The sequence below is a fragment of the Mucilaginibacter sp. A5337 genome (assembly GCF_059690695.1).
In genome coordinates this window covers 218,928-233,841 of sequence record NZ_JCAWEC010000005.1, presented here as the reverse complement: position 1 = coordinate 233,841, position 14,914 = coordinate 218,928, and the positions used below count along the sequence as shown (strand labels likewise).

Below are 14,914 nucleotides of genomic sequence, written 5' to 3'. Positions count from 1 at the left end.
TTTTTTTGGAGATACGTTAACCGCTGTTATATATTTACAACAATCTATATCCCTGCATTGAGAAAGCTTATTTTAACCTTTATATCGATACTATTTATCGGCTGTGCGTTTGCACAAACCAAAGATGCTGCCGCCGCAAAAAACAGCCCCGAAACTGTGGTTGTAAAACATCGCCTCACCGATTCGGTAATTGAACGGTTTAACGTGCTAAAAGTTAACAGGGGTATCAGGCAGGGGCTATACCAGGCGTTGTATCAAAAAAACTATGCCCTGGCCAGTGGCTATTACGATAATGATAAGCGAACCGGCGTTTGGCACTTTTTTGATAACCGCGGGCACCTGGTACAAAATTTCGACTACAGGACCAACCAGATCACCTATGAAGCGCCTGAAGACAGTACCTCCAATCTGCAGTATTTTGTTGATGTAAAACTTAATGATACGGCAAAAACAACCAAGCCGCTTAAAGTAGGCGGCAGATTTTTTGGATATCTTCCCTATCTCAACCTCTTTAAGCTTCCGCCGGAATTAATGAACCTTAATCCCAATGTATCATTTGGCGCTGTAGAATTGCTTATTAGTCCGTTAGGAAGGCTTGCATCATTCAAGGTACATGTATATAGCGGCTCGTACGAAAAAACCTTTAATATGAGCATCGACGTACCCGACCCTGCCGACAAGATATTTGTACCAGCTACTGTAAACGGCCAAGCAGTTAGCTGCCGGGTAGTGATCAAATGCGGTTTCAGGAATGACGGAGGGTTGGAGTTTTATTGAGCACCTCAACCCCTCTAAATCTCCCCTAAAGGGGAGACTTTCCTTGCATACTTTAAATAAAAAAGGTTCACTTAAAGCGAACCTTTTTTATTTAAAGCCCTCTCCCTTTAGGGGAGGGTTTGGGTGGGGTTTAATGGTGGTGATGACCATCCGGACCATGTGCGTGGCCGTGTGATAATTCTTCAGGGGTTGCAGGGCGCACGTTAAGGATATTACCTTTAAAATGCAGTTCCTGGCCAGCCATTGGGTGGTTAAGGTCAACAATAACGGCATCTTCGGCAATTGAAACTACCATAGCCTGGAAACGGTGGCCCTGGTTATCCTGTAAAGGCAAAATGCTGCCAATTTCAGGAATTTCAGTTCCCTGGAACATTTCTTTAGGCAGGTTGGCTACAGCTTCTTCATCATATACACCGTAAGCATCTTCAGGAGATAAGCGAAACTCGTAAGTATCACCGGTTGAAAGTGTGCTCAGGTTTTCTTCAAATTTAGGCAACATCTGACCGGCACCAAATAAAAAGGTAAGCGGCTGTTCCTGGGTGGTACTTTCTACCAAAGTTTCGGTACCGGTGTTTTCGCGGTCTACGTACAAATCGTAGGTTAATGATACTACGTGCTGAGGTGCAATCTTCATTGTAAATTGTTTTTAGTTGTAAAATCTGGCTTCAACTTCATTAAGGGCGTCGGCCGGGTTATGAGCAGGTAATCCGCAGGTTTTATCTTTACAAATGAAAATTTGTGTTGATGCACCAAACTTATCCTGCAGCAAAGGTAAACTTCCTGTATTACCACCCAACATAATTTTATTGGGGATGTAATTATTTTCCATTTCCTTTCTGAAAGCTTCGGCTTCGGTACCTGTTATCGCAATTTCGTTTATACCAAATACTTCATCCAGCAAAAGCATCACCCAGTTTGAATAGGCCGAACCATACTTTGCCAGCTGTGGCATTACATTGCGTAACAATTGAGCCGAAACCTCAACGTAGCTTTCGTTATCAAAAAGCAAGCCTAACTTTTTAAGCACCCTTGCCATAACCGAATTGGAGGCCGGGATCACCCCATCCATAATTTCAGATTTACGGGCAATCAGCTGCTCATCATCATCGGCCGTGAAAAAGAAAATACCCATTGTTTCGTCATAATAATGGGCTATGGCTGTATCAGCAAGGCTTTTGGCCTGCAACAGCCAGTGCTCATTGAAAGTAACTTCATACAGCGCAATAAGGCCGTCAATGATATTGACATAATCATCCAAAAATGCAACAGGCTTATCCTGCGACGATGTGGCACTATAAACCCGTGATAGCCTGCCATTTTGACCAAGCAGGTTATTTAAAATAAACCCGGCGTTATTCAGCGCCAGTTCAAGATACTCCTGTTTATTAAACGTTCGATAAGCATCACTCAAGCCTTTTAACATCAGGCCGTTCCATGAAGCAAGGATCTTGTTATCCAATCCAGGTCGTACACGTACGCTGCGTGCTTCAAATACTTTTTGTTTTGAAGCATTTATTTTGGCATGTAATTCATCGACCGGCAAACCTAACTTTTGGGCCAGTTCTTCGTCACTATCCTTACGGAACAATACGTTCGATTCTTCCTCTTCCCAGTTGCCATCCTCCGTAATATTGTAGTAGATGCTGAACAGTCCGGCTTCATCTCCCAGGATCTCTTCGATCTCATCTTTGGTAAAAATATAAAACTTGCCTTCCTTCCCTTCGCTATCCGCGTCAAGCGCCGAGTAAAACCCATAATCTGGCGACATCAGCTCGCGGGTACTGAAAGTGATGATCTCATCAACTACCTGCCTGTACAATTCATCCGGCTTCCAGGTGTAGGCCTCGGCATACAGGCCGATAAGCTGGGCATTATCATACAACATTTTTTCAAAGTGCGGTACATGCCAGCGCCCATCAACCGAATAACGGGCAAAGCCGCCGCCAACATGGTCATAAATGCCGCCGAACGCCATTTTATGCAGGGAGAGTTTTACCTGTTGGGCAATCTCTTCATCCTTCATTAAATGAGCGTAGCGCATTAAAGCCAGCCAATTATTGGGCATCGGGAATTTGGGTGCATTGCCGGTACCTCCCTCCTGCTTATCAAAATACCGTTTCCAGTTATTTACAATAGATTGCAGATCATCTTTGGTATGTTCTGCCTGTGCAACCACAAATTCAATCGACTCGTATTTTTGGATTCCTTCGGTAAGCCGTACTGCATAGTCTTCAGCTTCTTCGGGCTTTTGTTTGTAGAAATCGGCAAGGTTAAAGAGTAACGATGTCCAGTCGTTTTTACGGAAGTAGGTACCGCCGTAAATGGGCCGTTGATCGGGCAGGCAGATGCAGTTAAGCGGCCAGCCGCCCCTGCCGCTCATGAGTTGCACGGCACTCATATAAATCTGGTCGACATCGGGGCGCTCTTCCCTATCCACCTTAATGCAAACAAAGTATTCGTTCATTACGGCAGCCACCGCTTCATCTTCAAAGCTTTCGTGCTCCATTACATGGCACCAGTGGCAGGCCGAGTAACCAATACTAACCAGGATCAGTTTATTTTCGGCCCTGGCTTTATCAAGGGCTTCTTTGCCCCAGGGGTACCAGTTAACCGGGTTATTGGCGTGTTGTAATAAATATGGCGATGTAGAGTTGGCCAAACGATTCATATAGCTGTGTATTTGCTGCAAAAATGCAGATATAATTGCACCTGTAAGTTAAATGGTAATTATTTAGAAAAGTTTTAACCTCACCCTTCCCTCTCCAAAGGAGAGGGTGTAAAAACTTTGATACTTCACCAATGATGCAATTCAAAGTCCTCTCCTTTGGAGAGGATTTAGGTGAGGTTCTTATATCCAACCATTTCAACGCTAAAAATTATCAAACTCACAAATTATTTCCCTTTATTTGCCCCCTTGTTACCAAAAATTTAAGATGAACTGTTTTAAACTGAATTATTTATTATGCGCTGTAGCGCTGATGCCCTTAACGCGAACGGCATCGGCCCAAAGCACCGACACAACAAAATACAATCACCGCGATCTTTTTGGCCCGATTACCTGGCCGGTTACCAGCGGCGGAACCCGCTCTGCTGCCGGAAAACCTTCGCCAAATTACTGGCAAAACCGGGCCGATTATCAGATCAAAGCTTCACTTAACGAAGGCAAAGACACTACCATTACCGGAGAGGTTAACATTACCTATACCAACAACAGCCCTGATAAGCTCGACTACCTGTGGCTGCAATTGGATCAAAACCTTTTTAAACCCGACTCGCGCGGAGCAGCGGTAACTCCTTATACCGGCGATAGGTTTGATGTTCGTGGTTTTAGCCGCGGAGGTTACCATATTGCTTCTGTTGAGGTTACCTATAAAGGCGAAACTTATAAGGTTGATCCGATCATTACTGACGCCCGCATGCAACTGCGCCTTAATTCCCCAATGGACGGCAAAGGCGAAAAAATTGAGATCAAGGTAAATTATGATTTCGCCATTCCATTTTATGGCGCCGACCGTATGGGCCGCAAAAAATTCAAACAAGGCAATGTTTATGAAATTGCACAGTGGTATCCGCGTATGTGCGTATACGATGATGTAGAAGGCTGGAACACCCTGCCTTACATGGGCTTAGGCGAGTTTTATTGCGAGTACGGCGATTTTGATTACTACATCACAGCCCCGGCCAATAAAATTGTAGTTGGTTCGGGCGATTTGCAAAATCCTGAAGAAGTACTTACGCCAACCCAATTGAAGCGACTGGAGCAAGCCCGCAACAGCGATAAAACGGTAACCGTCATCAGCGCTGCAGAAGTTGGTAAAGGTTCAACCCGTCCGTTTAAGGGTACGCTTACCTGGCATTTTAAAATGCAAAACACCCGCGACATTGCCTGGGGTGCTTCGGATGCCTTTATCTGGGATGCAGCACGGGTTAACTTCCCTTCGGGCCGCAAAGGCATTGCCCAGTCGGCTTACCCGGTTGAAAGCTCAGGCTATGACAGTTGGGGCCGTTCAACCGAGTATCTAAAAAACAGCATGGAGATCTATTCAAACTTATATTTTGAATATCCATGGAACTCGGCAGTGAACGTATCGGGCGTAGCTTTGGGAATGGAATATCCGGGCGCCATCTTCTGCCTGAGCAACCTGAAAAAAGGCGACCTTTGGGGCGATGTTACCCATGAAATAGGTCATAACTGGTTCCCGATGATCGTGGGCTCAAACGAGCGTAAATACATGTGGCAGGACGAAGGTTTTAATACTTTCATCAATGAATATGCCACCAAGGCATTTAACAACGGCGAATATGTTGAAAGAAGCAGTTCGGCACAAAATATACTGGCCGGTTACCGCAACAGCAAAGACCCGCTCATGACCCCTCCGGAGGCTATCGGATTGAATGATTACGGTCAATACTATACAAAAACAGCTTTAGGTTTGGATATCTTAAGAAACGTAGTAATCGGTCCCGAGCGTTTTGATTATGCCTTCCGTGAGTATGTAAAAAACTGGGCATTTAAACACCCGCTGCCTTACGATCTTTTCAGGGCAATGAATGACGCCACAGGCGAAGACCTGAACTGGTTTTGGAAATCATGGTTCTTTACCACCTGGAAGCTTGACCAGGCTATTACTTCAGTAAGCTATATCAAAGGCAACCCGGCCGAAGGTGCGCTGATCACCCTTACCAATAAGGAAAAAATGGCCATGCCTGTTGATCTTAAAATTGTTCAGGCTAATGGCAAAACTGAAATTCTTCATTTGCCGGTAAATATCTGGCAGCGGGATGGCGTTTGGAAGTTTAAATATCCTTCAACATCGGCCATTAAAAGCATGGAGATTGATCCTAATCATCAACTGCCCGACGTTGACCTTAAAAACAACGTTTACAGGGGAGAGTGATTTTAATTTCGGATTTGGGAATTTCAATTTCGGATTTATGGAAAATTAGAGATTAGATGGAATTTTGAATGGCGGTGAGTGTTTGGGCTTACCGCCATTTTTTGTTCTTTTAATCAAAATTAACCTGTCCAAAATTTGTTTTTATAACGATATTCCTGCTTGTATTCCCTTTGCCCAGGCAGCCTTTATAGCTTTTTGCTGCATTATCTGATGTTGCATTACTCAGCAATTTAATATTAGGATCGTTGATGTTCAATTGTCCATAAAAGGTATTGATATTACAATTGGCATTTACCCCGGTGACCCGGCCCACCTGAACGCTACAGTAGGCTGCATTTACGTTTAATGTTTTGATGCTTTTGTCGATATTTTCAATCCTGAACTGTTTGCCAAATTTTACATCAACGTTAGCCGAAGAATAAATTCGCCCTATCCTTGCCGGGCCATAGCTTACGCTTACATTAAAGTTACTGCCTTCATTAAGATCAAGGCTGCCATGCAAAACCTCGAGCCGGGTACCACTAAATGCTTCAATATTGGCATTACCAAAGTTTACTTTTACGTTGTTTAACGGGTTGATCAGCCTCTTTGCTGTAACATCACAGTACAGAGTGTTCAATATGAGTTTCCCGCTAAAATCAGGCAGAATAGTTGTGCCGTAACTATTGCTGATACTTAATGCATTTTTTGCGGGCATAAAAACTACATAATTGATCTCGATTTTTTTAAGATGAGGCTTGTCCTCCCCTGTCCATAACACATTGCTGTTACTGTAATTATTCCCAATAATTGTTTTAAAAGATACCATGGCCTCTCCCCTTTTATCGCTTACACCAACCACATCTAAAAAACTCTGGGCGTCGGCTTGTTTATCGGCATAAATTTTCACCTGTACTTCCACACTAAACTCGTTGCGGCTCCAGGTATTTACTTTAACCTCACCAAAACGGTTATCGATCATTAGCTCGTCCAATTTACCGGCTGTATAAACTTTGCCATATTTTTTCGACGCAATCTTCAACACTCCGTTTTTAACCCGATCCTGCCAATCGCCACTATCATCATAAACGATACCTGTATTTTTCAAAACATCAGGAGCGGGAAGGATCCCGGCTGCATTGTTGCCAAGCGTATCTGTTTCGCCCCGGCCCGCAGGAGCGCTGTCATCACTTTCCATCTTATTGGCTAACTGCGCAACACTGTTGTTTGCAATAGCAACAAAAAGCATCAAAAACATTAAGCTTAGGTTAAATTTAATTTTCATTTTGCAAATCATATTTGTCAGGTTATGCCCTAATTGACAAGCAACTTTTCAATGCGTTGCACCTCATTGATAAAAACAAGCATTGCAGCCGTTTGCACTATTGTCACAAAGTGATTATATGGTTAACTATCAGTTGTTTCTATTGGAAAAAGGGATCAAAGCAATTATCTTTACAAAAGATAATATACTATCAAAATAGCATGATATCTAACTGCTTATAAGGAAGATATTTGTAATATAGCTCTATATTAACTCCACCTAAATACCGCGAAATATTTTTAATTATAAAACATTTTGTTTATTTGTGACATTAAAAGCTAATAACTAACTGTATTAAATTAGCAATTTACTTATGGCAAAAAATATACTCATAATTGAAGATGATGCCGAAATTTTACGGGTGCTTGAAACTGTGCTTACCTTTCATGATTTTGAGGTTACAGGTCTTGACCGTACTGATGATATTATTGCAGCCGTAAAAAATTACAACCCCGATCTTGTACTAACTGATTATATGTTGCCGGGCCTTAACGGCGGTCGTATTTGTCAGCTTATTAAAGGCAATGAGGATACCCGGCATATCCCCGTGATCCTGATCTCGGCCTACCATGAACAGGCCATTGCCCTGGTTAACTTTGGTTATGATGCTTTTGTACCCAAGCCTTTTGATGTAAATAAGCTGGTGAAAACCATTAACAGGTTTTTGAATTGAGGAATAACTTCATTAAAATCAATTAAAAGTTATTCCCATAAACCTAACAAAATATTACTTCGCAGCTTTCAAAATAGCCCTCACTTCCATCAGCGCGAACCCTAACAGGTTCAATCCCCGCCAGGTATCCGGATGCTGTGCTTTGGGATTATCCCCTCCTAAACCTATACCCCATATCGTGTCTCTTGGGCTCGCTTCAACTAAAACGCGGTCTCCGGTAGCCAACAGATAATCGGCAAAAAGTGGATATTGACTAAACTTGTGTATGTTGCCTTGTTTTACTATTTCGTAACGTTGCGCTTTCCATGCCTCGTCGTCAAAGTTTCTTACTTCCCGACCAAGATCTTTGGCTTCGCCGGGCTTAACGGCTTCAATAATTTTATCGTGAATTTCGGTGTCGTTAAATAACAAAGCTTTTTTGGCCATCATCCAATGTTCGGCAGTGCGATAGGTTATCCCATCAACGGTAAAAGGCAATTCAAACCATTGACTGAAACAAAATTTCCCTACCTGTTCGCCTGGTTTCGGAGTATGTCCCCAAAAGAAAAGATATTTAACCGGTTTTTCCTGTTTAAACTCCTGAATGAGCCATTGTTTATCATAGTGCTGTAGCATGGTTTAAAACTATAAAAATTTTGTTTAACAGTATTAAAGATCGTCCACCGCGCGATACAATCGCGAAGCCATGTTAAGCACTCATCACAGATGAGCGCAAGGATAAAAGTGAAGTAAAAAAGGAATCCCCAATCTAAAACCAGTCTTTAAAAAATTAGCCTAATCAACGCGGTTATCTACATCAACATTCAAAATCGGTGTAATCAAAAAATAATCGGTGTAATCCCAACAAAAAGTCCAAATCCGAAATCTCAAATTCGACATCCGAAATCCTTTCCCCTTTCGCCCCAAAACCTTAATTTCGCTGCTTCAAGAAAAGAGGAAAAGATTTTGGATTACTTACAGGGATTAAACCCCGAACAAAGGGCAGCAGTTGAACAAACTGAAGGGCCGGTAATGATTATTGCCGGTGCCGGATCGGGCAAAACACGTGTTATTACCTATCGCGTGGCGCATTTGATACGCAAGGGTGTTGATTCATTTAACATACTGGTACTTACCTTTACCAATAAGGCTGCACGCGAAATGCGCGAACGTATTACCCATGTTGTTGGTGCCGAAGCCAAAAATATCTGGATGGGTACCTTCCACTCGGTGTTTGCCAAAATTTTACGGGTTGAGGCCGAAAAAATTGGCTATCCAAGCAACTTCACCATTTACGACACCGACGACAGCAAGAGTGTGTTAAGGGCCATTTTAAAAGAAATGAACCTTGATGATAAACTGTACAATGTAAACTTTGTACTTAACCGCATCTCGGCATCAAAAAACAACCTGATCTCCTGGCAGGAATACAACAAGAACGAGCAGATCCAGGCCGACGACTTTTCGAGCGGCCGCGGGCAAATGGGCAAAATATACGAGATGTATGCTACCCGCTGCTACCGTGCCGGCGCTATGGATTTTGACGATTTGCTGTACAAAACCAACGAACTGCTGAAACTGCACCCTGATGTGCTAAACAAGTATCAGCATAAGTTTAAATACCTCATGGTTGATGAGTATCAGGATACCAACTTTTCGCAATACCTGATTGTTAAAAAGCTTGCTGCCGTTAACGAAAACCTTTGCGTTGTAGGGGATGATGCTCAAAGTATCTACGCTTTCCGCGGTGCCAATATTCAAAATATCCTCAATTTTGAGAAGGATTATCCCGATCTGAAAGTGTTTAAGCTGGAGCAAAACTATCGTTCTACACAAAATATTGTAAATGTAGCCAACAGCATTATCCGCAATAATAAAGATCAGCTTAAAAAGAACGTATTCTCCGAAAAAGAATCGGGCGATAAGATCAAAGTTATGCGGGCCTTTAGCGACAACGAAGAAGGTAAACTGGTAGCCGAAGCCATCATGCAGGACCGCAGCTCGAACGGGCTTAAATGGGCCGCGTTTGCCATACTTTACCGTACCAACGCACAGTCCCGCTCCATGGAGGAGGCTTTACGTAAGCTGGGCATCCCGTATAAAATATACGGAGGCCTGTCGTTCTATCAACGCAAGGAGATCAAGGACCTGATAGCCTATTTCAGGCTTACCTTTAACCCTAACGACGAAGAAGCTTTGAAACGTGTTATCAACTACCCTAAACGCGGTATTGGCGACACCTCAGTTGATAAGATCATCGTAGCGGCCGATCAGCATGGCATAACACCATGGGAAGTTATTGTTGAACCCGGCAAATACCTTGAGGGTAAAATATCCGGTGCAGTAGCCAATTTTGCCACCATGATCCAGAGCTTCCAGGTATTGGCCAAAACAAAATCAGCCTACGAATCTGCTTTATATGTGGCCCAGCATTCGGGCTTATTGAAAGATCTTTATGAAGATAAATCTGTAGAGGGACTTAACCGTTACGAAAATATCCAGGAGCTTTTAAACGGTATTAAGGAGTTTTCGGAGCGGGAAGATATTGAGGAAAAAGGCCTCGATATTTTCATGCAGGACGTAGCCCTGTTAACCAATGACGATAAGGATAAAAATAAAGATGCAGACACCGTTTCGCTCATGACCATCCACTCGTCAAAAGGTTTGGAATTTCCGCAGGTATATGTTGTGGGGCTTGAAGAAAATCTTTTCCCGTCGCAGATGTCACTTAATTCGCGCAGTGACCTGGAAGAAGAGCGCCGGTTGTTTTATGTGGCAGTTACCCGTGCCGAAAGCAAGCTGCATATCAGTTATGCCACCTCACGCTTTAAGTTTGGAACATTGATCAATTGCGAACCGAGCCGCTTTTTGGACGAAATTGATGCAAAATACCTTGAACTCGATTACACTGCAAAACCGACTTCCGGCAGTAATCCATTTTTTGAGGACGAACGCAAAGCATGGAGCAGGGATAAGCAGCCTGATACATTTTCGCGGCCAAAACCGGCAGCTGCTGCACCAGTAAAAACTACGTCCATACTGGCTAAGGCGCACGTGCCATCGGCCAATTTCAAACCTTCCGACACATCCAATCTGCAGGTGGGTATGGAGGTAGAACATGAACGTTTTGGCTTTGGTAAAGTGATATCACTTGAAGGCAACAAGCCCGATATAAAAGCTACCATCTTCTTTAAAGAGATTGGCCAAAAGCAGTTATTGCTAAAATTTGCAAAGCTTTACATCATTCAGTAAAACATAAACCAAGAGTTAAAATCCCTACTTTGAGGAATTGATTCCCCAGGCCTCACCACAGTCCATCATTAAATTGCCCTTATAACACTAATTTAAAGGTAATTTAATGATGGCATACCATTTGGATTACATCAGTATCCCTTTCCCTAATTAATATTTTGATTGAAATATGAGCGATACTGTAAAAAAGAAAACAAACAAATCCGTTGGTAAAAACATCCGGACATTACGCCATCAGCATGGATGGAGCCAGGAAGATGTGGCTAACCGTTTGGGCATCTCTATTCCGGCATTTTCAAAAATTGAAACCGGAGTAACTGATATTAACTTGTCGCGTCTTGAACAGATAGCCAATATTTTTGACATTAACGTTGTGAACATACTGGCTCTTGACACCGAAGAAGTTGACATGAGGCCCTCAAGTTTAAGTGTTGCGCAAAAAAAGCTAATAGACCGCGAATCAGAAATTGCCAATTTACAACGCAAAGTAATATTACTTTACGAAGAATTACGCAACAAGGCCAGCGTAGCTATGTGAATGTGTGCTGTAAATATTACAGTTTACAGATAGTGTACATTGTTTGCTTCGCTTGATGTCCTGTTTTATTGGTTCCATTAAATACCAGTTAACAATATTTAATAAAAGGAAACATCAATAAAGAATCTTCTTCTTATATTAGCTAATTTAGCGATAATGAGCGTTTTATAAAGGTTTGGAGTAATAATTGTGGCATACGGATTACAAATACAAACTGTATGTCGAATTATCTTATCTCCATATCAAAAAATGAAACCCTGAGCGACGGTATTATTCATGATCCTAAAAGTAAGTTAAAAATAAAAGCATTTGACTTACTAAGGGCTCGCTTTAAACCCAGCAAAGGCGAAGTAAGATTTTTTGTGACTGCCGGCAATGAAGCTTTGGCCTTTGAAACACAGGGTTATGATAAACACAGGCAACTGCTGGTTTTACAAATGATATCGTGGTATTGTATTTACCTGGGCCTTATTGAAGCGCAAATACATTCAAGCCTGCCGGTACATTTTAGTTAATACGAAAGAGAAATGGTAATTGGAATTAAACCCGCGGCGGGTTATGGAGCATATCGCTCATTTCGATGATTTTTTCATCAATTTCGGATACACACTTATCCATCATATCCAAACATTCGGCCTGGTCAACCAGGCCTTCTTTTTCAAGATTAATTAAACCGCGTAAAGTAGCAATGGGCCCCCTGATCTGATGCGACAGATATGAAGAATGCTCTGAAAGTTTCTTATTCTTCAACTGTAAATCTTTGGTACGCTCATCAATAATTTCTTCGAGGTGATGATTGATCCGGTCAAGATTATCTTTTTGCCGGGATACCTCGCCGTTTAGCAGCGTGAGCTGGGCATTGGTTTTGGCTTTACGCTTTACATTACTAATCAGCAAGCCAATTACTACAAGCAACAAACCCGCAACCACGGTTACCGCCCAAAATTTCGACCGGTCATAAGCCTGGCGCTCAGCAATCCTTTCATTTTCTTTCAGCTGCTCCTCCTGCCGGCGTTTGGCCTCCACCAGGTTCATTTGTGCCGATACGTTGGTTTTGTAGGTAATACTATCCTGGGTATATATTTCCCTCAACAGATTTACTGCACGGGCAAAATTCTTTTTATTATACTCAAGTTCGTACGTGGTATATTTATAATCGTAATCGAGCTTAGGGTCCTTTACCAGCTGGGTATAAGCTGTTCCCTCCTGTACCATTTTTTCGGCGTTCTTAAAATCGCCTTTTGTCATATAAAGGGCTGCAAGCGTGAGGTCAACGCTGGCAACCGATTCATTTAAATCACGTGCCTTTGCGCCCGAATTGGCCTCCAGCAGCAAACTCAGGGCTTTATCATAATCCTTAAGCTTAAAATAAATAACACCGCGGTTTTGCAGGCACTGGATCAGGTTTACCGAGTCGCTTAGTTTTTGAAATATCGGGAAGCTTTTATCATAAAACTTAAGCGCCATGTACAGGTTGTTTTTGCGCGTGTAAACGTTGCCTATGTTTAAATACAGCGATCCAACCAGTTTAGTATCGTTTATTTTTTGTGCTATCTCCAGTGATCTGTTGAGGTAAGTAAGCGAGCGTTCGTAATCATGGTCCCGAAACAGGATCCCGATATTATTATAAACTTTGGCCTCACCTCTCAGGTTATTGTTAAGGGTGAAGTATGAAAGCGAATTCAAATAATTTTCAATAGCTTTTTCGGGTTGATCAAGATAGTATTTCCCAATACCAATAACCCGATAAGCCTCTGCAATACCATCAATATAGTTTAGTTTGGTAGATAGTTTAAGCGCTTTGGTAGCGTCTTCTACGGTTTGTTCGGGGTTTGTGAGCCTGTTTGCATAAGCATTGGTGTTCAGGCTTATTACTTCAGTAGTATCTTTAGCAGCAACATCAGCTATATCATTCGCGTATACCGTAAGCGATAATAAAAAGAATAATATAAATGTGCCGATTTTTTTCATTAAAACACTTCTACGTTCTGTTGGGGTGAAAGTTATAAAATAATGCTGAATTATATTTAATGTTAAGAATAAAAAACAATGTGGAAAATTATTTTTATATTTTTTCTAACTAATTAAAAAACATATTTATATTTGCAGTGTTAAATATCTGATATACAATGTATTAAATACATAAAAACAAGCATCCAATATCACCCACGGTAACTTATAACCAATTACAATAATATTTAAACATATATACAAAATGTACCATATGTTTATAGTTTGTATATCAAATAAGCGAAATAACGTGAAAAACGTGCAACAAATTGTATACCATATTAACAACTAACCGGAATGATATTACATTTAAAATTAGTAATTTAACCGAATAATTAACAGCATAAAAATACGAAACAGATAGCTTTTATTTAAAATTTAAAATAACAGGATTTTTAAAAAAACAGAGTATAAAATCTGACTTTTAAAATATTTGTGATAAGCTTAAAATAAGCTTAATGAGTTTTAATAAATATTTACTATCGTATTAATTTAAAAAATAGAATATTAAATACAATAATTAATCAATATGAAAAAAGCAGTGTTTTTTGTACTTCTGACCGCAGGCGCCGGAGTACTCTCATCGTCATCGGTTTTGTCATCATCGACAAAAAAAGATGCTCAGCCAACAGCTGTCAATTTCACAAAAACGCCCGCCGGTTTTAAACGCGACCTGGGAAGCGCCGACTGAGATCAGATTAAAATCATACAGAAAATTCAACATCGATAATATTCACACGATCATGAAAAAAATAATCACCATCACTTTAGCAGTTCTTTTTACAGGAGTTATATCATCCTGCAAAAAGGAAAGCCCCAAAGCTGAGTTTGCTAACCTTCATTTATTCACAACCGGTTACAAAAGGGACCTGGGAAGTGCTGACTGATTTATCTGTTCACGATCAATAAAACATAAAACAACATGAAAAAATTCATCCTCATAGCAACAGTAGCCCTTAGTGCAGGAGCACTATCATCAGCTACCAACAAAAATGAAAGCAAAGAAAAAATGGTGATCGCCCCGGTTAACTCGTTGACAACCGGCTTTAAAAGAGATTTAGGCAGCGCCGACTAAATAAAAAAAGACAACAACACACAAGAGAGATTTATTAAACAAAAAAATATTCACGTACCCCCACACATTCAAAAACGTCATGAAAAATTTAACACTGATAGCAACTTTAGCATTAAGCACCATATTATCAACAGCAACTTTAGCAAACGCCGCCAATGGCCCTCAACCAAAACGTGATTTAGGCTCTGCCGATGCCCGTGGCCCTCAACCAAAACGTGATCTTGGTTCTGCTGACTTCGCCCGTGGCCCCCAGCCAAAACGTGATTTAGGTTCTGCTGATTTTGCCCGCGGTCCTCAGCCAAAACGTGACTTAGGTTCTGCCGACTTTGCTTTCGGTCCTCAGCCAAAACGTGACTTAGGTTCTGCCGACTTTGCCTTCGGTCCTCAGCCAAAACGTGACTTAGGTTCT

The 14,914-nt window shown here is 41.6% G+C and carries 15 protein-coding genes; 10 read left to right on the top strand and 5 right to left on the bottom strand.

The features are described 5' to 3' along the window. The first annotated feature begins 57 nt into the window (after positions 1-57). Positions 58-777, top strand: a complete 720-nt coding sequence (locus tag AC59JO_RS18285) for a toxin-antitoxin system YwqK family antitoxin (protein WP_413667328.1) — start codon at positions 58-60, stop codon at positions 775-777. 130 nt (positions 778-907) lie between these two features. On the opposite strand, the gene AC59JO_RS18280 is transcribed toward AC59JO_RS18285, so the two are convergent. Together AC59JO_RS18280 and AC59JO_RS18275 are read right to left on the bottom strand one after the other, a co-directional pair. After that, complete coding sequence (locus AC59JO_RS18280; RefSeq protein WP_091211441.1) at positions 908-1,411, bottom strand: FKBP-type peptidyl-prolyl cis-trans isomerase; 504 nt, start codon at positions 1,409-1,411, stop codon at positions 908-910. 12 nt (positions 1,412-1,423) lie between these two features. Next, positions 1,424-3,445, bottom strand: coding sequence for a thioredoxin domain-containing protein (locus AC59JO_RS18275; protein ID WP_497306999.1), 2,022 nt, complete (start codon positions 3,443-3,445; stop codon positions 1,424-1,426). A 265-nt stretch (positions 3,446-3,710) separates the two neighbouring features. On the opposite strand from AC59JO_RS18275, the gene AC59JO_RS18270 reads away from it, so the two are divergent. After that, positions 3,711-5,675 (top strand): M1 family metallopeptidase, encoded by a 1,965-nt coding sequence (locus tag AC59JO_RS18270; protein ID WP_497306997.1) that lies wholly within the window; start codon positions 3,711-3,713, stop codon positions 5,673-5,675. Between the two features lie 109 nt (positions 5,676-5,784). Here the strand turns inward: AC59JO_RS18270 and AC59JO_RS18265 are convergent, their stop codons facing one another. Beyond that, a complete protein-coding gene (locus AC59JO_RS18265) occupies positions 5,785-6,939 on the bottom strand; it encodes a hypothetical protein (protein ID WP_497306995.1) in 1,155 nt (384 codons plus the stop codon). Positions 6,940-7,291: 352 nt separating this feature from the next. Between AC59JO_RS18265 and AC59JO_RS18260 the strand changes: the two genes are divergently transcribed. Then, positions 7,292-7,651, top strand: a complete 360-nt coding sequence (locus tag AC59JO_RS18260) for a response regulator (protein ID WP_110585230.1) — start codon at positions 7,292-7,294, stop codon at positions 7,649-7,651. A gap of 54 nt (positions 7,652-7,705) precedes the next feature. On the opposite strand, the gene ybiA is transcribed toward AC59JO_RS18260, so the two are convergent. After that, the gene (gene ybiA, locus AC59JO_RS18255; RefSeq protein WP_413667324.1) at positions 7,706-8,266 is read right to left on the bottom strand and encodes a riboflavin biosynthesis intermediates N-glycosidase; all 561 of its coding nucleotides are present in this window, start codon (positions 8,264-8,266) and stop codon (positions 7,706-7,708) included. Between the two features lie 330 nt (positions 8,267-8,596). Between ybiA and AC59JO_RS18250 the strand changes: the two genes are divergently transcribed. The 3 genes from AC59JO_RS18250 to AC59JO_RS18240 all read left to right on the top strand — a co-directional run bounded on the left by AC59JO_RS18250 (position 8,597) and on the right by AC59JO_RS18240 (position 11,935). Next, complete coding sequence (locus AC59JO_RS18250; RefSeq protein WP_497306992.1) at positions 8,597-10,882, top strand: ATP-dependent helicase; 2,286 nt, start codon at positions 8,597-8,599, stop codon at positions 10,880-10,882. Between the two features lie 169 nt (positions 10,883-11,051). Next, positions 11,052-11,420, top strand: coding sequence for a helix-turn-helix domain-containing protein (locus tag AC59JO_RS18245; protein WP_091211432.1), 369 nt, complete (start codon positions 11,052-11,054; stop codon positions 11,418-11,420). Between the two features lie 218 nt (positions 11,421-11,638). Further along, positions 11,639-11,935: a hypothetical protein gene (locus tag AC59JO_RS18240; protein ID WP_091211431.1), complete on the top strand. Its 297-nt coding sequence runs from the start codon at positions 11,639-11,641 to the stop codon at positions 11,933-11,935. A gap of 25 nt (positions 11,936-11,960) precedes the next feature. Here AC59JO_RS18240 and AC59JO_RS18235 read toward each other — a convergent pair whose 3' ends face one another. Next, positions 11,961-13,391, bottom strand: a complete 1,431-nt coding sequence (locus AC59JO_RS18235; protein ID WP_497306989.1) for a tetratricopeptide repeat protein — start codon at positions 13,389-13,391, stop codon at positions 11,961-11,963. Positions 13,392-13,959: 568 nt separating this feature from the next. On the opposite strand from AC59JO_RS18235, the gene AC59JO_RS18230 reads away from it, so the two are divergent. From AC59JO_RS18230 to AC59JO_RS18215, 4 genes are all read left to right on the top strand, one after another. Then, positions 13,960-14,121, top strand: coding sequence for a hypothetical protein (locus tag AC59JO_RS18230; protein ID WP_158286821.1), 162 nt, complete (start codon positions 13,960-13,962; stop codon positions 14,119-14,121). 52 nt (positions 14,122-14,173) lie between these two features. After that, on the top strand, positions 14,174-14,317 hold the full coding sequence (locus AC59JO_RS18225) for a hypothetical protein (protein WP_158286820.1): 144 nt from the start codon (positions 14,174-14,176) through the stop codon (positions 14,315-14,317). 35 nt (positions 14,318-14,352) lie between these two features. Next, entirely contained in the window at positions 14,353-14,505 is a 153-nt protein-coding gene (locus AC59JO_RS18220; protein WP_497306986.1) for a hypothetical protein, read from the top strand. A 79-nt stretch (positions 14,506-14,584) separates the two neighbouring features. Beyond that, positions 14,585-14,914: hypothetical protein (locus AC59JO_RS18215; RefSeq protein WP_497306984.1), on the top strand; the 330-nt coding region annotated here is incomplete at its 3' end.